We start from the raw sequence: 17,656 nt of genomic DNA, 5'->3' as shown, positions 1-17,656 counted from the left end.
GGGTTGGGAATTACGATCGAGCCCAGGCCGGCACGGGGCCGCCTCCGAGCACCTTGTTCTGAGCCTGCCGGTACGGGTTGAATGCGTGGCCGTTGATGTCGTTCTCGTGCACCCAGGTACGCGCGACCATTTCCTTGATCGAGCGCAGGGTGTCCGTGTCGAACTTGTACGTGTGGCCGTGCAGGTACGGCGTGCCGTTGATCTTCAGGTGTTCGCCGCCGCACGGCGCGAGATCGATGCGATACCACCAGAGATCCGTCTCGCCGTCCTCGGCTTTGCCTGCGAAACGCTCGACGACGCCCGACGTCAGCAGCGACGACTGCGCCTGCGCGGAAAGGCGCGCCGATTCTTCCTCGGCGATCTCCTTCGCGGCGCCCAGCTTGGCGTTTTCGGCTTCGAGCGCCTTGATGCGCTCGAGCAGCGCTTCGCGGCTTTCCTCGACCGGTGCGGCGCCACCGAGCAATTCGTCGGCGTCAGCCGACCCCGCAGCCGGTTTTCCCGGCTCCTGCGAGTTACGTGCGGCCATCTGATGTTCTCCGGGTTTATTGCGCTTGCGGCGCGCCGATGTTCTCGACGGTCGCGGTGATTACAGCGGCAGTGTTTTCGCTCGCCGGCTGGCCGACAGGGGGAGTCGACATCGAAGGCTGCGTATCGTCGATACGCACCCACAACATCGCGCCTACCGCGTATTGCGAAAGCGGGTCGGCCATGTTCGTCGTGAACGTCATCGAACACGTTCCGTCCACCGCCGCCAGGGCGATCACCGCCGGCTGGATGCCGTTGAACTGCAACACCCCCGGCGTGATCGACGCGACCTGCATCTGCTTCACGAACTCGTTCGCCATGTCCGCTCCGATTACGGCGTGGTCACGGTACCGCCCTGGTAACCCGGCGCGAATGCGGAGCCGCATTCCACGCGAGCCAGGAAGGCCGTGTTCAGCAGGATCGAGCCGTAGAACACCTTCCACGACACGACTCGCGTCTGGTTCAGCGGATCCGACTTGTCGGCACCGGTCAGGTAGTGGAACTCGGGGTTCTCGAGCAGCACCTGGCCGTAGCTGTGGTTGCCGATGAAGAGCACCGGGAACACCGACACGCCGGTCGCCGGCGCGGCCGGCGGGACCTGCGAAACGCCAATGCCGGTCAGCGTGATCGTCTGGTTCGGCTGCAGCTGCGTCGCCTGGCCCGCGAGCACGCCGGTCACCGGCACGCCGTTGCCGATTGCCGTGGCGAGGTTCGCCGGGCTCGTGGTCGTGCCGATGTACACGTTGAACACGTAGTTCGGGAACGACGGCAGCGTCACCGAGATCGAGCCGGTCGGGCCCGTGACGCTGATCGACGACGACACCTGGTAGATCGTCTGCTCGACCGACGTCAGCGCCGGCGCAGCCGTCACCTGGATGTAGTACGTGCCAGTCGCCAGCTGCCCGCCGGACGTCGATGCGGAGCCGTTGATTGCGGCCGCGCCCGTCCAGTACGGCATCATGTTCGTTTCGCAGAAACGGATGCCTCCGAAGTCGCCCAGCTCGTTGTTGTACAGGCGATTGACGTCGCTGTAGGCCCAGGCTTGCTGGACCGACGCGTTCTCGCGCATGTCCTGCGCCGAGAACGGGCTGATCAGCGCGACGTAGTGCTGCTTGACGCGCGGCGTCGTGGACGGGTCGCGATACGCGCCCGCCTCGATCATCATGTCTTCGCGCTCGTCGCCGTTGAAGCGCGGCACGCCGTACGCGGCCATCGACGCGAACAGGCGGTTCGATTCGTGCGGCGACATCACGTTGGATGCGGTCAGCGCAGCGCGGTTTGCGGCACCGCCGGCGTAGTTCACCTGCGGCGCGGACAGCAGCGTGTTGAGCGTATTGCGCTCGAGCGTTTCCGGCATCTGCAGCGACACCAGTTCGCACGCTTGCTGGAACAGCGGGTGCTTGATCGTGAGGTTCGCCACGTCGGTGATGATGACGCGGTCGCCCCACTGCTGCGCGGTGGCGCTGACCTGTTGCAGCGTCATCGCTTCACCCGGGGGCGCGACGCCTTCCTGCAGCGGCGCGTACGGCAGCGGCAAGCGCTGGTAGCGCGACGCGGTGTACGTCGTGCCACGGTTCGTGTCGAGTTTCAGCGGCTTGCCGAACTGGTACGCAACCAGCTGGCGGCGCGCGAGCGGCTCGACCTCTTCCTGGATGTACGCTTCGACGTCAGCCGTGAAGCTCGACGACTGGTTCGTCACCCCGGGGAACATGAGGCCCGTCAGGAGGGCCAGAATTTTCGTCAGCATGGTGTCCTCGTGCTGGTCAGATGTTCACGTCGGCCAGCCGCGCGGCGCGCTTCTGGTGTTCGGTTTGCCCGCGCGCCGGCGGCACGTTCGAGCGCACACCCGGCGGCTTGCCGCGCGGAACGTCCGCAGCGGGAGTCTTCGCTTTCGCCTTCGGCTTCAGCTTGCCGTCAGCGATGTCCTTGCCGAGCATGTAGTAGTAGACGGCCTCGCGCGAGGCGTTGCGGCCTGCGCGGCGCTCTTCCTGCACCGCGGCTTCGACGCGATCGCGATAGCGCGCTCGGTGCGGATCGCTGGCGATCTTCGATTCGAACAGCGTCTGATCGCGAAGGTCCTGCGCTTGAAACAGCGCCGCTTGCGCGGCCTGTTGGCTCTGGCGCAGCGTGCGGTTCGATTGGATCTGCCAGCGCTCCATCGGATCCAGATTCGGATCGCGCAGGCGTGCTTCTTCGGCTTCGAAATCACGATCCGTCGTCGGTGCTGCCGGTGCGCGCGCGGTGTCGACCGCACGGCCGCGGCGTTCTACTTCAGCTTCCAGCGCCGCGAGTCGTTCGGCGTCCGTCGTCCCGCGGCGGGTAGGTGCTGTCGGCTCGACGAAATCGAACTCGAAATCTTCTTCCGAAGCAGCATCAACGGGATCGATAGCACCAGGATCGCCGCCGCCAGCGCCACCAGCATCAGCGCCGTCGATCCCAGCGCCAGCACCAGGGTCCGACGGATCACCATCATCGACGCCGGGAAACAGAAAACCGAGAAGTCGCTGCAGGAGCTTGCTCATGGCCGCCCTTACGATTGCGTGCCCGTACCGACCGACTGGATCGTCGCGGTAGTCGCGCTGGTGATCGTGATCACAAAGTCACGGAACGTGTTTTGGCTGACGCCCATCGAGCCGCCCAGCGTCCAGCCGGTGTTCGTCGTGACCGTCCAGGCGAATGCGCCGCCGGAGCTGTTGATGACGCGCAGCTGCCACGTGATACCGACCGGGTTCTGTTGCACCGAAGCGGGAAGCGCGGCAATCAGGTTCGCCACCGTCGGCAGCGTGAGCGCCTGGCCCGCGGCGAGCGTACCGGTCAGGTTGAAGAACGTTTGAGCCGCGCCGGAGATCTGGCTGCCCGCTGCCGTGAACGCCGTCGTGTTCGCGGCGGTGTTGTAGATCGCTTCCTGCAACGGGTTGATGCCGAGAATCGCGTTCGTCAGGCTGACCTGATCCGGCATCGCCCCGACATCCTGAATGCTCGGGATCTGGCCGGGGCCGATGGCCGGGAAGACGAGGCTGACGAGACGGGCCAGAATGGTTTTGCGCACGATGATCTCCTGATCAGGGTTCCGCACTTTTTATTCCGGTTTCCCTAGGAAACCAAATTGGTCAATAACCGACCACCAACGTCACTCGGATATTGCTAGCTGTGGCACTCCCGGACGCCACGACCTGCACATCGAGCTGATCGCCCTCGTTGAAAGCGATGAATCCGTTCCCGGTTGCGCCAAACGAAGATCCACCGCTGATAGTGGCCGTGAGCGTGGTATTGGCGCTGTTCTTCCGCACGGTGGCGGTAAAGGTCTGGCTGGCGCCCGGGGCGTTCGTGGACGCGATCAGCACCTTCTGGACATAGCCGGCGTACGGCGCCTGAATCTGTGCCAACGCTTCGGAGCTGTTGGCGGCACCGTTCGCGAAGTACAGTGTGCCGCCCGCGGTGATCGCGCCGTTACCGTGCAGCATGCCGACCATGCCTGATTGGGACACCGTCGAATCGATACCGACCAACGTGGCAATCCCGCTGGAAAACGACCCCTCGAAAATCGTCTGCGAGAAATGGTTTCCATTAGAAGTTCCACTTTCCCTGATGCCCCACGCCGCCGGACCCGGCGAGCCGCCTGCATCGAAAATGCAGCCAGTGAACTGGTTTCCGGTCGCATTGACGAGAGAAAGCGATGAGAACGTTGCGGCGCCAACCATGAATCGCACATTGGAAAACGCGCTGTTGGTCGTGCCAGTCAGCACGGTGTTATCCGCATTCGCGCTATCGAAAACGGCGTTCGTTACTTGAATCGGGCCCGTTGCTGTGCCGGCGCTGAAGACGTTCGTCTTGAAATTACTGACATGCACATCCTGGATCTGGACCGTGCCCAGTCCGCTATCGAGCAAGAACCCGTAATTGACGAGGAACTGCCCTTCATAGATGACGTTCGACACCTTAATGTCGTTCGACGTCGACGTCATATGGATCACCGAGTTGCCGGTGGTCGACGTTCCGCTGATCCCTTGAATATGGATATCGTGCGAAGCCGTCGCCCCGTTGCCGGTAATCTTGATGCCGTCCCCCGTCGCGGCAATCCCGGCCAGGAGAATGTTTTGCAGCGTCAGGGAGCTGGCGTATTGCGTGTTGATTTCCGCGCTCGTCCCGGTCGCGCCGCTCTGCGAGATCTGGAAGTTTCCGACGATCGCATACGTCTGGATCAGATTCCCGGCACCCGGATTGGCCCAGGTGATCATGTCGAAGCTCGTGCCGCTCGAATTGACGATCTTCGTCCCGAGCCCGTTGCCGATCAGGTTGACCGAGGCATTCGTGTTCGGCAAGACGATCGACGCCGTGATTTTGAACGTGCCGTTGGGCAAGTACACTGTGCCGCCGGCGGACGACACGGCCGTAATCGCGTTGTTGATCGCCGTGGTGGAATCCGCTGCACCAGTCGGATCCGCACCGAAGTCGACTGCCGAGACGATGTCGCCGAATTTGCTCGCGTAGCTGCGCGCAACGGCGCCCGTGCCCGTGGCAAGGAAGTTCAGCGACGGATTGCTGGTCGACGCGGACAGCGTCGTGAACGCCCCTGTGCCGGGTGTCGTCGAGCCGATCGGCCCTGGCGCGGCGAACGTCGCACCGCCCAGCGTCGCGGCGTTGATGCTGGCATTGCAAGAGAACCCGCTGCCGCTCGTCCAGGCCAGGGCGTTCGTGGCCGCGCTGCACGAAGGAACCGCAAGCGCCGTAGGGCTCGCTGTCGAGCCGGTACCGTTACCGATGATCGTGTTCGCTGCTTGTGTCGCGTGATCCGCAAGCGTGACAAGTCCGGTCGCCGTGAAGCTGCCGGTAACAGTCGGCGAGGCGATCGTCGGCGAGGCGGCGAGCACGACGGATCCCGACCCGGTAGACGCTGTGAAGCTGTACGCGCCGGCGCCTGTGCGGCTCATGAAGCCGGTCGATGCAAAACCCGTGATGTTGTCGAGCGCCGTGCCGCTGGCCACAGCGCTGTTCGTGCCGCCCGATGCGACCGGAATCGGCGAGCTCAAGCCAGTGATCGTGCCGCCCGTAATCGCGGCGTGCGGGATCGTCGCGGTACCGTTGATCGCGACGTTGTTGTACGTCGGACTCGGATAGCTCTGGCCGAAGGCGGTTGCGGCGAAGAGCAGTGCCAGTTCGGCAGCGAAGAATTTTTTCATGATCACGACAGTGCGAGAGTGCCGCCGTTGTTCCAGAGCACGCCGGCCTGCGCCGGCAATGACGTCGGCAAGCTCTGGAACCACGCGAGCATGATTGCTCCGAAGATCGGTCCGGTACCTGTACCCAGCAGGTTGAGCGCGACCGTCGTCTGCTGCGCCAACGAATTCACGGCTGCCTGGATGGTTTCCGGCGGCGCGTCCTTGCCCTCTGCGCGAATGAGTGGGGGAACAATCCGGAATGCATCAGACATGGAGCGCCTCCAGCCTTTCCTGTGAGCTCGGATGCAGCGCGCTGCCCGGATGCGGGTGCCGGCGCAGGAACATGCGCAGTCCCGCCGCCATCCCCTGCTCCTTCACGTACCGGTCGGCGGCGAGCTCCTGCTCACGTACGCGCGCGAAGACCCAATCCGGGCGGAAGATCAGCTGAAGCGTCAGCAGCCACCAGAGCCGGCGCAGCGGGTCGCGATGAATCAGGTGCGCGCGCTCGTGCGCGAGCACGGCGTCCTTCTCGATCGCCGACAGCGAGCGGAAGAAGATGCCGGTCTGGATGGTTCCCCACGGCGTGCACCGGGCCACGAAACGCTTCATCGCGGCCCCGCCATCGGTGAGGCGATCTGGTCGGGATGGATCATGCCGGCAGGACCTTGCGGCCGCGGCTGCCCCGGCTGCGCGCCCGCGCGCGGCGTGCCGGCAACGCCCGGCCCCGCGCCGCCCGGCACGCCGGGTTGCCCCTGCGGCGGCTTCGGTGCCTGTTGCGCCTGGAGCTTCGCCTGCATTGCCTGCTGGTGCTGCTGGATGTGTGCGCGGAACAAACCGGCCGCGTCGCCGGTGAGCTGCGCGGCCTGCAGGTGCGCGGCGATGTGTGCGCGGTCGTCGTCGGCTTGGTGGATCTCGGCCGGCAGGCCGTTGTGCATCATCAGGTTCTCGTCCTGCGGATCGAGGTGGAACAGGTTCCGCTCGTCGATCAGGATGCGCGGCGCCACTTCGGGCCCGAAGATCTGCTCCGTGCCGTACTCGAGAATCGGTCCGATATTCAGGCGCCGGCCGTCGAGCTGTTGTGGCGGGATGCCGCGCAGGACGTTCATCCACGCGATCATCTGCTGCATGCGCTGCAGGTTCTGTTGGTACGACGTGCCGCACCAGCGGAAGAAATAGCGCTCGCCGAATGCCTGCACCGGGATCGTCTGCAGGTTCGCACGCGCGCCGAGCTCGCCGAGAACCTCGACGGTCAGCTCTTCCGTGCGGAACTGCCGGTCGAGTTCGAACATCCATTCGACCAGCGGATTGAGGATCACTTCCTCGTACCGCTTCGCGTTGTCGATGATGTTCGATTCCTGCTGCTGCGCCATCGCAGCCATTTGCGCCTGGTTCTTCCGGCCGGCCGGCATCTTCCCGAGCATGGCGTCGTTGACGTCCATCGACTCGTTGATCTGCTGCTTCAGGTTCTCGCAGAGGGGGATCGCGTCCTTGTAGATCGCCGGGAAGTTCGCGAACTTCGTCTTGTTGGGGTCGGTCAGCCACACCGCAGCGAGCCCCACCACCATCGACTGGTAGTTCGGGTTCGACAGCGGATCGACCATGGTGATCGGCAGCAGGCTGTACTGCGCCGAGTCCTGTCCCATGTTCCAGAAGTCGTTCAGGTTCCACTGCAGGAACTTGACCGGCTCGATCTTCGAGATACCGAAGAACGAGCCCGTGATGCGCTCGATCGGCGCCGAGATGATCGGCCGCTTGCCCGACCAGAACGGATTCCGGATGATCCCGAGGATCACGTCCTGGCCGGCGAAATAGACGAAGCACGGCTCCTTGCCGTTGCCCAGATCCAGGTTCGTGTGGACCTCATAGATTAGCGCGTACTTGAACGTGCCTTCGGTGCGGATCCCGGCATCGCCGGTGCGTTTCTTCGGCGGCACGTACTTCTCGCGGCCGCCGTCCGGCTTCGCGAGGTTGTCGATCAGTTCCTTCGCCTCGACGCCGACGAAGATGCCCTCGTCGACGAACCGTTCGACGGCGTCGATCGTCAGGCGCAGCCGGATCGCGGTCGCGGTGGCCTTCTCGATGTCGTTGCAGGTCGGCGGGTAGACGGCCAGGTCTTCGGTCGCGAACTGCACGATGTCCGGGCCTTCGGTCGTGACTTCCTTCTCTTCCTTTTCCCAGCTCCAGTCGTCCTCGTCCGCGGCGAGGTCTTCGACCTCCCCGCCGAGTTCGTGGTCCTCAAGGATCGGCGGCTTCTTGATCAGCTCGGTCACCCGGCGCTGCGTGCGCGACCAGTCAACGTAGAGATTCCACTGCCCCGTCACATCGCCTGCGATCAAGTCCGCACGCACGACATCCTTGATCGCGGCCGAGCGGATGTAATGCTCGAGCAGGCTGATCTGCGCGAACGGGATGTTGCCGTCCGGGCCGGTCGCGCCGACGTGCTTGTGATTGACTGGGAAGAGCTGCGCGATCGTGCGCTTCACGCGCGCGTTGACCGCGTTGCGCACGGCGGGGATGTAGCATTGGGAGTTGCCGGAATACTGCTGATTCTCGTCCGGCTGCGCGTTATAGATGGACCAGTATTCCTCGCAGCGGTCCATCTGCTCCTGCTTGTTCTGGTAGCACTTCGCGATCTTCGGGTACAGCTTCGCCGCTTCGGTGTAGGCGTCGGAATCGGGCTTGTCGGCCCAGTTCTCGATCTCTTCGCCCGTCTTCTCAGCGTCGAGCGCCCGCGCGTCCAGTGTTTCGACCGCGGGCTTGTCGTCCTGCTTCTTCGGCTTCTTCGAGCGGGCCATGGATCAGCACGTGGTAACGACGCGTCCCTGCTGTTGCAGGTATTTCGCGAGGTCGCCCAATGGCGCTTGAACCGGGGGCGTCACCTTGACGAAAACGGTCTTCAGGTGTTCGCGAATGGATTTCCATTGCGCCGGTGTCGGGGGTTCATCGCCGGAAAGTTCGGCGAATCCCTGCATCCAGTAGGAGAATTGTTCCGGAGTCATGGCGTCACCCGATCACCTTGCCGCGGAGCTTGCGCTCGAGCGAAGTGCCGGTGCCGCGATCGCGCGGCGTGCGCTTCGGCCGATCATCCGCGTTCGGTTTCTTCGCCGTCTTCTCGGCGAAGAAGTCACCGATCGGGCGCGACTCGGAGCGCGAGCCCAGATATTCGCGGCGCTTCTTCATCACATCCCTCCGATCGTCCATACGATTCGCGCGACGTAGGACTTCCCGTCTTTAGGAATCTTCGGCAATAAATGTTCACGGAGAAGGTCGGGTACCGAATCAAGCCAGCGGTCTGACTCGTCGGCCTTAACGACCATCCGAACGGCCATTCCGGCTTCGTTTTCCGGAACGAGAGTCTGATTCGGATCAGCCTTCACGATCACAGACCCGGTTTCGACAGCTTTTCGCGCATCGGACCGCCCTGCATGCGCTCGCCGACCTTCTCGGGCTTGCCGTACGCGCCACCCTGCTGCTTGCCCTTGTAGAAGTCCGACGGCCGTTGCGTCGGTGCTTTGTGGTGATGGTTTCGATCGACTGCCATGGTCATCTCCGCGGCAAAGTGGTCAGGTAGCTCACACCCTGCGGGTTGACGCCCATGTTCACGCCTTCCGGCAGGACGTCCGCTTGCTGCGAGCAGATCACGTACACGGCCGCCTCGAGTCCCTCGACGAGGGTACGATGCGGACCAGTCTCGGGGAGCGTATTCCGGTTTCCCGCGCGATCGACCGGGTAGTTGTAGCCACCGGCCATCGCGTTCAGCGTGTGCTTCGCGCCGTCCTGATCGACCTGGAACAGACGTCGAGCCTTGGCCTCGGTGCGGATGAGCGGAGAAAGCGCACCTCGCGAGACGTTCACGTATGCCCCGCGCATCGGGTACATGTTCGCTGCGCGAAGGGCAGCCACAATCGGCATGCGGTCGGCCTGGTCGAGCACATCGGCCGGCAGCCATGTCGTCACGCGTGCGCGTGGAAACGCAGCACGCACGAGCTGCGTGATGTCGGATACCGCTTCTTTGGGGGGTACTGGCGAGATCCAGTCAGCCACGACGACGATTCGCTGACCCTCGATGCAAACCAAGGCCGCGGTTGTCTCCGTGCCGTTCGAATTGAACGCCAAGGCAAGGGGATGCTGCTGACTCGGCTGGTACTCCGACGCGATGTTCCACTGCCCGAAGTCCTCGTACACCGGAGAGCCCGAAAACACGCGCTGAAAGTACGCAAGGGCGTTCAGGATGTCGCGCTTCCCGCTGGGGAAATTCAGGATCTCGGCGACGAGCTTCGGGTGTTGCCCATGTCCGCCGACCAGCACGATGTCGCCGGCCTCGAAGAAAGGCTGCATGCCCATGATGAACTGCACCTTGTCTCGATCCTGGGGTGCAGTGAGCGGGCGAAGCGCCAGCGTCACGCCGCGGCGGAGCATCTCCGCGCGCATCGGCTGCAGCAGCCACTCGTCGAGGGAGTTCTTCTCAATCGCGACGGCCGCATCGCCATAGCGAGAGGATGTCTTGAAGGCGTCGTCGATCACCTCATCCGGTTTCCAGAACTCGCCCGACGATGCATGGACGTAAATCTTCGTGCCGAGACGGCTGACCACTACTCGGCCAGTCCGGTCGCTCTTCTTCACGTCCGTGGTCCGGGCCGGATCGGTGATCACGACCTTCGGTAGCCATGGCGCCGGGTCGACTGGGCACTCCCGGATATGCTCACTCTCGAAGGGCTTGTCCTGCGAGCCGATCGCCATGAGCATGTACTCCTGCATGAAGCCCCGAAGTTGCCCGGCCCGCTCCATCTCATCGCGCTTCCGGCGGACCCAGTCCATCGGATAGCGCTCGGGCCACATTGCCACCGTTTCAGGATCGTCGATGTCGCCGTTGCAGATCGGATACCGCCGGCTCGTCCAGTCCGGGTTATCGCGAAGCCGGGTGATCATGCAGTCCTCGGCCAGCGGCGTGCCGGTGACCCGGATCTTGCCCTTGACCTTGTCCATCGCCGGGATCAGTTCGAGGTAGAGCTTGCGCATCGACGCGTCGACCGCCGCCTTGTCCTTGACCCGCTCCTTGTTCTCGATGTCGTCGAGGTACGCCCGGTCAGGACGGATGTCGCGCCACTTGAAGCCGCGGAATTCCTCCTCCCAGCCGTGAGCCTCGAGCAAGACACCGTTCGAAAGCTCCATCTGGTGCTCGTTCCAGACCCTCCCTGACTCCTTCAGCCGGCCGAAAAGGCCCTGCAGCTTCGTGTTTCGGGTCGCCTCGAACTTGATCGCCTCAAGACGCTGGCAGGCCTTCGTGTACGTCTCGCCGATGATCAGGCAGTACCCGAAGTTGCCGAAGCACGCCTCGATGAGCAGATGTTCTTCCGACAGCGTCGACTTGGCACCCTCCCGAAACGCTTCAATCAGCACCCACTCGTCGGCGCATCGCCAGAGGTCCATGACCTCGACGTGAAACGCCGGCGACGCCTGCGGATGCCGATGCGGGAACAGCATAGCCGAGCCGAGCGCGCGGTCCTCCGAGATAGCGGTTAGCAACGCTCCATTGGTCAGGGCCATGAGATTCCTCCTCGCGGAGGATCATCAATGTTTTTCCCGTGCGCAGATTGGGGAGAGGGTTCGCGAAATTTTGTCACCCCGTCCGTGGGGCCCTGGGGTGGTCCCAGAGTTAGGATTTCGTAAGGCAAAGATGAGAATCGATCTCACTTGATGCTGATAATACCCCGTTTCGACTGATAGCACCCATTATGTCAAATCTATGTGCAGCGCACCAACTCAATATAATCAACAACTTATGCGTTTCGCCAAGTTTAGCGTCAGTCTGTTCACGGCGATCGCGCCGCAACATGAAAGCTTTTTAATCTACCGGAAAGGCATTTGAATGAATTTAAGAGACGCAGGAAACGAGTGTTTTTGAGGCACGCAGGACACCTTCTTGCGCCGCCTTTCCCCCTTCCCCCTCCTCCTCTCCTGAGCCTTTCCACGCGTGTACGTGCGCGCACGCGAGGGATTGTCTTCGCGCAGCCTGCCGACATCCGAAACCTGCTACCGTCTGGGGTGGCGATCGGCCGGTCGCCCACCACATGGAGACCACAACAATGGATTACGACGTCAAACGCCTGCACGCCCGTATCAATGCCCTGGAAGTCGCTCTCATTGCCGCGCTGAAGGACAATCCGAAGGCTTGGGAGACCGTGCAAGAGGCGCTTACTACGGAACACGACCTGGCCGTGAAGAAACGCGACACACCAGTTGCTGCCGGATTTCAAACGAAGGTGGAGCGCGAGTATCGCGAGGCGACTGACAAGGACGCTGAAGAACTGAAGGTCACGACGCTTGACGCGCTCCGCCGAAAGTTCGGAGCGGGAGCCTGACTCTCGATTCCCCGCGTCAAGCCTCGCGGGGGTAACGCCGTTAAGATGAGTAGAGACAGGAGGATCACATGCTCTACGCCATCTTGACGCCGGAAGACGAAGCGCCGATCGGCTACTTCGATTCGTCCGTTGCACCGACAGTGGAAGAGTTGGCTGACTACTGCGCGGAGTTCGCTGGATTCGCGAATCGCGATGACTGGATGGAAGCGACCGGCGTTGACGCGATTGCGTATGCGCCGGTCCACTAGATCCGCTTAGATCAGCGTTTCGGTTTTCGTCGCAGTGACATTCACTTGCCAAACAGTCTTTCCATCGTGGAAGCCCACGATCTCCCCTTCCTTCACGAGGATGGTTTCGCCTGTTGAGACCTTGACATCAATACCTTCCGGCGATTTCGCAAGGATTTCGTTCAGAGCCTTCACGGAAAATTTGACGTCATGTACCCAACTTGCCAATTGCGCTTGCTTATCTACATCGATACTCATTTGGTCTCCGTTTTGCGAAAGTGCTCGCACTGCCGCGAGCCGGAGCACCTTACTACAACGGTCTGACCGCCTGCAACGGGCGCAACCTCCCACCCGCTTTTTTTGAAGCGTTGCTAGGTCGCGGCGGGTATATCCGGCTTGGTCGACCTGCTGCGCCTTGGTGCGTTCAGCCATTCCGGTCGGTCCTGGCGGTGCTACTCCGCCATTCAGCCACGTTTATCGAGCTGGCGCGACACCAGTTGTTCGGGCCTGGGCTAATGGGCCCCCGTCGGACGTTTCTTCTATCCCGCGCTGCCTATTTGCGGCATCCGCTTCGTTGGCGATCTGGCAGACGCGACACACCCATCTCTTCCCTTTCGCTTCACGCAGCATGGCGACGATGTTCAGCCGCCAGAGGCGCTTGCATTGCGGGCAGATGGAGGATTCGAGGCGCATTCCAGAAAAGAATGCCCGGACGTGCCGGGCGAATCACCGTAGTGAAGGAGACGCGTCCACGTTAAATCTGTTTCCCGCGCTGAACGATTCCGCACATGATCCGGTGCAGTTCGGCCGGAGTGACCTCGTCCCGATCTTCGAGAACAGTGGGCAGCGGCTTTTTCGTCCGAGCGTAGAGCAGGATTACGCCGCGTCTGATCCCTCGTGCCCCGCTTGATTTTGCGTAGGAGATGGAGTTGGCGATGTACGTATAGCCCTCGTCAGTCAGCGCTGTGAGGTATTTCGAGATCGTCCCCCGGGGCACGCCGATCTGCAAACCGAGACTCGCTTGGGTCAGCATGCCCTGCTGCTCGAGCAGCTCGCAGATGCGGTGGCCGACGAGGTCCGGATTGGACAGGTTGCGCAGCGAGATCATGCTTCTACTCCGACCCAGGACAGCATCACCCGATCGAGTTCCGTCGGCGCCGGAATCCGGAACGGCATCGAAACACGCTCCGCGTCGCGCCGCCTGCTCTCCGCGATACGCGCGGACTTCGGCGTAAGCGGCACAATGGCCGGGATCGGCTTTGCGGTCCGGGTGTAGCGTTTGGGCGAACCAGATGCTGAAACGAATCCCGCTTCGGCCAGTGCATCGAGCTGACGAGCCGTCGCCCGCGGATGGATCCCACGCACGTCGGCGATCTCGTTGATCGTCATCGGACCGCGTCGCGCGAGGAGTTCGCAGATGCAGCGCTGCGCCGATCCGTCTCGCTCGATCTGCTTCATGCCTCAACCTCCTGGCCGGCACGGCTGAACGGCAGATACACGTGCGGCCGACGGCTCTCGCTCGGCCCGAACTGCATGCAGTCCCGATTGAAGAACAGCGCGAGCGACCGGCGTTGCGTTTCCCCGTTCCGTGCCTTCAGTAGCGTCAGGAACGCGTCCGGTTCGTCGACGCTCTCGTCGTCCTGGTCCTTCTGTGCCGACCACACGGAAAACACGTTGTCCGCGGCGTCCGTGATCTTCCCGCTGCCGCCGACGTCCATCTTTCCGGGACTGCGTTTTTCGTCTTGGCCCTTGCGCGGGTGAGCGACGAGATGCACGTGGACGTTGTACTGGCGCGCGAAGTTGGCGAGCAAACGCATCGCTTCCTTCTGCGCCGTCATGGCGCCGTGGCCGTCCTCCGGGACGTCGGTCATCATCAGGCTGTCGATCACGAAGTGGCGGATCCCGTAGCGCTTGAAGCCGTACGTGAACACCGTCACCAGGCGTTCGATCGCCGCAACCCCGACGAGATCGAAGACCCACATCCGATCGCGCAGCCACGCGCCCATGTGGTCGAGATACTCCGGCGCCGGCCGATCGAGGCCGCCCAGTTGCTTCGCGAGCCGCTTGCCCTGCATCTCCGGCCGCATCTCACCCGAGAAGACGCACGCGCGCTCGCCCTGGCACATCAGACCGATAAGCACCTGCCCCAGCAGCAGCGACTTCCCATGCCCGTTGATGCCCGTCCAGACCGTCACTTCGCCCGGTCGGAACTCGAACCAGAGTTCGTTGCGACCGCAGAACGACAGGTATGGAAAATTCGCGTCTTCGTGCGCCGGATAGAACAACGATTTGACGTTCGACCAGAAGCGTTCAATCGACTTGAGCTCGTCCGGGTCGAAGCCCGATGCCTGATCGCAGCACCGGCGGAAATCCTCAGCCGTAGCACCGGACAGCAGGTATTCGTTCGCGTCCTTCGATTCGCCGAAGAACACGACGCGGCAACGCTCGATACCGAGGCGGTTTGCAACCTCCTGAGCGCCCTTCCGGCCGGCTTCGTCGTTGTCGTAGCAGAGCAGAATCTCGCTGAAGCGCTCGAGCCGCTCCCAGTCGCTGTCGATCCACTGGTGGTTGCCGGCACCGGCGTTGACTGACAGCGCCGGGATACCGACCTGGTGCAGCGTCATGGCATCGATCTCGCCCTCGGCGATGGCGACGACGCGTTGGGCCGGGTCGATCAGGTTCCAGCCGAACAGGCACGGCTCAGCGCCGGCCTCCTGCCGCATGTCCTTCTTGTCCGCGACGTTCCGATACTTGGCATTGATCAGTTCGCCGCCGCGGAGGTACGGGAAGACGATGTGCGTCTTCGGCCCGTTGGACTGCTCGGCGATCTGGAATGCCTTCACGGTTTCGGGCGTGATGCCGCGACCGTCGAACCATTCGTCGAGCAAGCTAGTCGGGCGCGTGGCTTTCGGCCGGCCCGGACGCTGGTACGTCGGTGCCTGCCGTTTGGGCATGTCATCCCGTACGCCGAGGAACTGCTTCGCCTCGCGCATTGCATCTGCGACTGACATCGACCGGCATGCACACCAGAGGTCGAGCAGATCACCGCCTTCCTCGCCTGCGAAATCCCTCCATACGCCGCGCTTGGCGCCGCCGAGGCATACCGACAGGCTCTGCCCCTTCTCGCCCGCCGTGCTGCCGGATTTCCATTCCTTGCCCGACTTGCGGCCATTTGGCAGCAGGTGCTCCGCGATGGCCTGCGCGTTCTGCGCCATCAGCTCAGCGAGTTCTCGTGCGTTCATGCCCGAGCCTCCTGCCGAACCCCATTGGCCCAGAGGTGCGCCGAGCGCTCGCTGCAGCCGGCGTTGGTTGCCTGCCACTGGTACGTGAACCCCGCGGCCTTCCACCACGGAACCGCCGTGCCGCCGTCGAAGAGTTCTCCGTCGACTGCCTGGGGTTTCGCGAATTCCTCGAAGTGCCGATCACGACCGAAGAACGTCGACGCCTGCTTCACGTACGGCGTACCGATGTTCCCGGCGGTCTTCATCGCCGCAGCGTAGGCGACCACCGCGGCTACGAGCACACCCGGATCGATGCCTTCACGGATCCGAGCGTTCCAAGCCCGCAGCGCAGCCTGCTTCGAATTCGAGCCTTCACGCTTCGGATACTGCCGCCACGCCTCATCGAATTTCGAATCGCACGAACTAGAACGGTTCTTTGACGGTTTATTGATGGTTAAGGACGGATTGGGTGTCACCGTGACACCCCGTTCGCTCGTCAATGACACCCCGTTGGCGTCACCGTGACACCCCGTTCCCGTCACCGTGACACCCCGTTCGTCACCGGGTGTCACGACGCCACCCCGTTTTTTCATCACCATGTCGTAGCAAACCGGACGCCGATCACCGCGATCAATGTATGCCGCAACAATCGCCTGGTTGCCTTTCTGGATCAGCCCCAACTCCTCCAGGACATCCAGTTTCCGACGGATCGTGCTCTCGGAGAGGCCCGTATCCGCTTCAAGCCTCGACGTCGAGGGGAATGCCGCCTTGCCGTCTGCGTCGGCGTAGTTCGCCAAACAGAGCAACACGTGACGCGCGGTGGCGTCTCGAATGTCCTGTTGCTCGATGGCCCATGTCATCGCCTGAACGCTCATCGCATCGACTCCAGGGTCGCCAACTCCATCGCGACCCGCTGGTCGTCGCTCCCGAGGCGGATCTCGCTGTACATCGCGTGCTTGCATACGCGCTGCCAGAGTGGCGTGGCGGCATCGGAATCAATCAAGCGGCCAATCTGCGAAATGCGAGCCTCGCGCTCGGCGTCATGTCGGCGCTGGCCCGTCAATTCGGTTTCCTCGAGCAAGTTGATGGACCAGAGTCGAAGATCCGGACGAACAAACCACCGGCTCCGCGAAACGGATCGATAACCCTGACACGGGGGATTACTTAAAACGACGTCAGATTCAACACGATTCATGCTCACCACCTCTGCCCACAATCCATTAAGGATTCCTAAACGGACAAATAAAAACCCCGCTTGGGGAAAGCTGCCGGCGGCCAAGCCGGTTCGGTTTGCCGGAGGGTTCGGCTTACCTCAACTCTCCCCAAGCGGGGCTTCCCTCTTCGTCCATCGATTGGCAGTCGACAGACATAATCTAACGCGGTTTCCCGGCTATTTCCGGCACATGCGAGCGCCGTCAACCAAGGTGAGTGATAGTGGTCTGGATCAAGCAACCTCACAGACCACGATAAATTATCTTCTCTTCAAACGCTGGCCCCGAGCAGGTATGTAGGTTAAGGAGGCCGTCTTGGCGTGCTCCAAGCGCGCCCAATAAAGCCGCCAACGCCTTTCTGGAACTGGGCGAAAGCCTTGGAAGTAGTCGAAACACCGGTGCTTTCGATGATCTTGAAACTGTCACGGAGCCGATCCAGACCGTGGTGTTCTTGAACATCTCGACGGTCGCGACCACCTGCTCGATCACTTTCTCCATTCCGTAGAGTTCACGGAATGCCGGATACACCTTGATGACCTTGTTCGCGAAGATCACCATGTTCACGAACAGTCCGGGTGTCGGCTTGTTGGTGTTCTCGGCGATCTTCGGCAGTTCACTGCCCTCTATGATCGGTTCCATTTTTTGATTCTCGCAAGGCCACTTAAGCAGCCTCGCCGAGGCCAGTATCAACTCGGTAGCCGAGCGGATCCGCCAACCACCGGTGCACTTCGGCGTTGCTGTAGCAGGAATGCGTACGGCTCATGCGGATGGGCTGGGGCGCCTTGCCGGCGAGCCCGAGCTTTCGCCAGGACTCGCGGCACATCGGAATAAAGGGCGCGATCTGTGCCCATTTGGAGAGGCCGACCCGCGGGAGGATCGGCTCGATCGGCTTGCCGGAATCGGCTGGCGCTGCTGTCTTCTTCACGTTCGCTCACCGTTGGTAGATATTGG

Annotated in this window: 22 protein-coding genes and 1 pseudogene; 2 read left to right on the top strand and 21 right to left on the bottom strand. The window is 62.5% G+C overall.

Annotated elements, in window-relative coordinates; all coding sequences use genetic code 11:
* Nucleotides 1-10 precede the first annotated feature (10 nt).
* The 13 genes from U5A56_RS07725 to U5A56_RS07665 form a co-directional block, all read right to left on the bottom strand.
* On the bottom strand, nucleotides 11-526 hold the full coding sequence (locus U5A56_RS07725) for a hypothetical protein (RefSeq protein WP_321921713.1): 516 nt from the start codon (nucleotides 524-526) through the stop codon (nucleotides 11-13).
* 16 nt (nucleotides 527-542) lie between these two features.
* Complete coding sequence (locus tag U5A56_RS07720; RefSeq protein ID WP_321921712.1) at nucleotides 543-830, bottom strand: hypothetical protein; 288 nt, start codon at nucleotides 828-830, stop codon at nucleotides 543-545.
* A 26-nt stretch (nucleotides 831-856) separates the two neighbouring features.
* Nucleotides 857-2,272 (bottom strand): N4-gp56 family major capsid protein, encoded by a 1,416-nt coding sequence (locus tag U5A56_RS07715; RefSeq protein ID WP_321921710.1) that lies wholly within the window; start codon nucleotides 2,270-2,272, stop codon nucleotides 857-859.
* 16 nt (nucleotides 2,273-2,288) lie between these two features.
* Nucleotides 2,289-3,047: a hypothetical protein gene (locus U5A56_RS07710; RefSeq protein WP_321921708.1), complete on the bottom strand. Its 759-nt coding sequence runs from the start codon at nucleotides 3,045-3,047 to the stop codon at nucleotides 2,289-2,291.
* An 8-nt stretch (nucleotides 3,048-3,055) separates the two neighbouring features.
* Complete coding sequence (locus tag U5A56_RS07705) at nucleotides 3,056-3,574, bottom strand: hypothetical protein (protein WP_321921706.1); 519 nt, start codon at nucleotides 3,572-3,574, stop codon at nucleotides 3,056-3,058.
* A 61-nt stretch (nucleotides 3,575-3,635) separates the two neighbouring features.
* Nucleotides 3,636-5,705 carry a beta strand repeat-containing protein gene (locus U5A56_RS07700; RefSeq protein ID WP_321921704.1) on the bottom strand — a complete coding sequence of 690 codons (2,070 nt, stop codon included), beginning with the start codon at nucleotides 5,703-5,705 and terminating at the stop codon, nucleotides 3,636-3,638.
* A 2-nt stretch (nucleotides 5,706-5,707) separates the two neighbouring features.
* The gene (locus U5A56_RS07695) at nucleotides 5,708-5,956 is read right to left on the bottom strand and encodes a hypothetical protein (protein WP_321921702.1); all 249 of its coding nucleotides are present in this window, start codon (nucleotides 5,954-5,956) and stop codon (nucleotides 5,708-5,710) included.
* Nucleotides 5,949-6,293 carry a hypothetical protein gene (locus U5A56_RS07690; RefSeq protein ID WP_321921700.1) on the bottom strand — a complete coding sequence of 115 codons (345 nt, stop codon included), beginning with the start codon at nucleotides 6,291-6,293 and terminating at the stop codon, nucleotides 5,949-5,951. Before U5A56_RS07690 ends, U5A56_RS07695 begins: the two co-directional genes overlap by 8 nt.
* Nucleotides 6,290-8,479, bottom strand: a complete 2,190-nt coding sequence (locus U5A56_RS07685) for a hypothetical protein (RefSeq protein WP_321921698.1) — start codon at nucleotides 8,477-8,479, stop codon at nucleotides 6,290-6,292. Before U5A56_RS07685 ends, U5A56_RS07690 begins: the two co-directional genes overlap by 4 nt.
* A gap of 3 nt (nucleotides 8,480-8,482) precedes the next feature.
* A complete protein-coding gene (locus tag U5A56_RS07680) occupies nucleotides 8,483-8,683 on the bottom strand; it encodes a hypothetical protein (RefSeq protein WP_321921696.1) in 201 nt (66 codons plus the stop codon).
* Nucleotides 8,684-8,687: 4 nt separating this feature from the next.
* Nucleotides 8,688-8,864 carry a hypothetical protein gene (locus U5A56_RS07675; protein WP_321921695.1) on the bottom strand — a complete coding sequence of 59 codons (177 nt, stop codon included), beginning with the start codon at nucleotides 8,862-8,864 and terminating at the stop codon, nucleotides 8,688-8,690.
* A gap of 199 nt (nucleotides 8,865-9,063) precedes the next feature.
* Entirely contained in the window at nucleotides 9,064-9,225 is a 162-nt protein-coding gene (locus tag U5A56_RS07670) for a hypothetical protein (protein WP_185500380.1), read from the bottom strand.
* Between the two features lie 2 nt (nucleotides 9,226-9,227).
* Nucleotides 9,228-11,231 carry a hypothetical protein gene (locus U5A56_RS07665; protein ID WP_321921692.1) on the bottom strand — a complete coding sequence of 668 codons (2,004 nt, stop codon included), beginning with the start codon at nucleotides 11,229-11,231 and terminating at the stop codon, nucleotides 9,228-9,230.
* 539 nt (nucleotides 11,232-11,770) lie between these two features.
* Here U5A56_RS07665 and U5A56_RS07660 point away from each other — a divergent pair.
* Entirely contained in the window at nucleotides 11,771-12,046 is a 276-nt protein-coding gene (locus U5A56_RS07660) for a hypothetical protein (RefSeq protein WP_321921691.1), read from the top strand.
* Between the two features lie 68 nt (nucleotides 12,047-12,114).
* Nucleotides 12,115-12,294 carry a beta-lactoglobulin I gene (locus tag U5A56_RS07655; protein WP_321921689.1) on the top strand — a complete coding sequence of 60 codons (180 nt, stop codon included), beginning with the start codon at nucleotides 12,115-12,117 and terminating at the stop codon, nucleotides 12,292-12,294.
* Between the two features lie 6 nt (nucleotides 12,295-12,300).
* Here the strand turns inward: U5A56_RS07655 and U5A56_RS07650 are convergent, their stop codons facing one another.
* The 8 genes and pseudogenes from U5A56_RS07650 to U5A56_RS07615 form a co-directional block, all read right to left on the bottom strand.
* Nucleotides 12,301-12,705 carry a hypothetical protein gene (locus tag U5A56_RS07650; RefSeq protein WP_321921687.1) on the bottom strand — a complete coding sequence of 135 codons (405 nt, stop codon included), beginning with the start codon at nucleotides 12,703-12,705 and terminating at the stop codon, nucleotides 12,301-12,303.
* Nucleotides 12,706-13,027: 322 nt separating this feature from the next.
* Nucleotides 13,028-13,381, bottom strand: a complete 354-nt coding sequence (locus U5A56_RS07645) for a hypothetical protein (protein WP_124573193.1) — start codon at nucleotides 13,379-13,381, stop codon at nucleotides 13,028-13,030.
* Nucleotides 13,378-13,731: a helix-turn-helix domain-containing protein gene (locus U5A56_RS07640; RefSeq protein WP_321921684.1), complete on the bottom strand. Its 354-nt coding sequence runs from the start codon at nucleotides 13,729-13,731 to the stop codon at nucleotides 13,378-13,380. The genes U5A56_RS07645 and U5A56_RS07640 overlap by 4 nt, the downstream gene beginning before the upstream one ends.
* A complete protein-coding gene (locus U5A56_RS07635; RefSeq protein WP_321921683.1) occupies nucleotides 13,728-15,488 on the bottom strand; it encodes a toprim domain-containing protein in 1,761 nt (586 codons plus the stop codon). Before U5A56_RS07635 ends, U5A56_RS07640 begins: the two co-directional genes overlap by 4 nt.
* 23 nt (nucleotides 15,489-15,511) lie before the next feature.
* Nucleotides 15,512-16,369, bottom strand: coding sequence for a helix-turn-helix domain-containing protein (locus U5A56_RS07630; RefSeq protein WP_321921681.1), 858 nt, complete (start codon nucleotides 16,367-16,369; stop codon nucleotides 15,512-15,514).
* Entirely contained in the window at nucleotides 16,366-16,575 is a 210-nt protein-coding gene (locus U5A56_RS07625) for a hypothetical protein (protein ID WP_321921679.1), read from the bottom strand. Before U5A56_RS07625 ends, U5A56_RS07630 begins: the two co-directional genes overlap by 4 nt.
* A gap of 598 nt (nucleotides 16,576-17,173) precedes the next feature.
* Nucleotides 17,174-17,257 (bottom strand): annotated as a pseudogene (locus U5A56_RS37130) (hypothetical protein); the annotation flags it as partial.
* A 109-nt stretch (nucleotides 17,258-17,366) separates the two neighbouring features.
* Entirely contained in the window at nucleotides 17,367-17,630 is a 264-nt protein-coding gene (locus tag U5A56_RS07615; protein WP_321921676.1) for a transcriptional regulator, read from the bottom strand.
* Nucleotides 17,631-17,656: the final 26 nt, after the last annotated feature.

Origin of the sequence: Burkholderia sp. BCC1998 (genome assembly GCF_905339875.1) — a bacterium.
Classification (GTDB): Bacteria; Pseudomonadota; Gammaproteobacteria; order Burkholderiales; family Burkholderiaceae; genus Burkholderia.
This window is presented reverse-complemented; position numbering and strand designations above follow the sequence as displayed.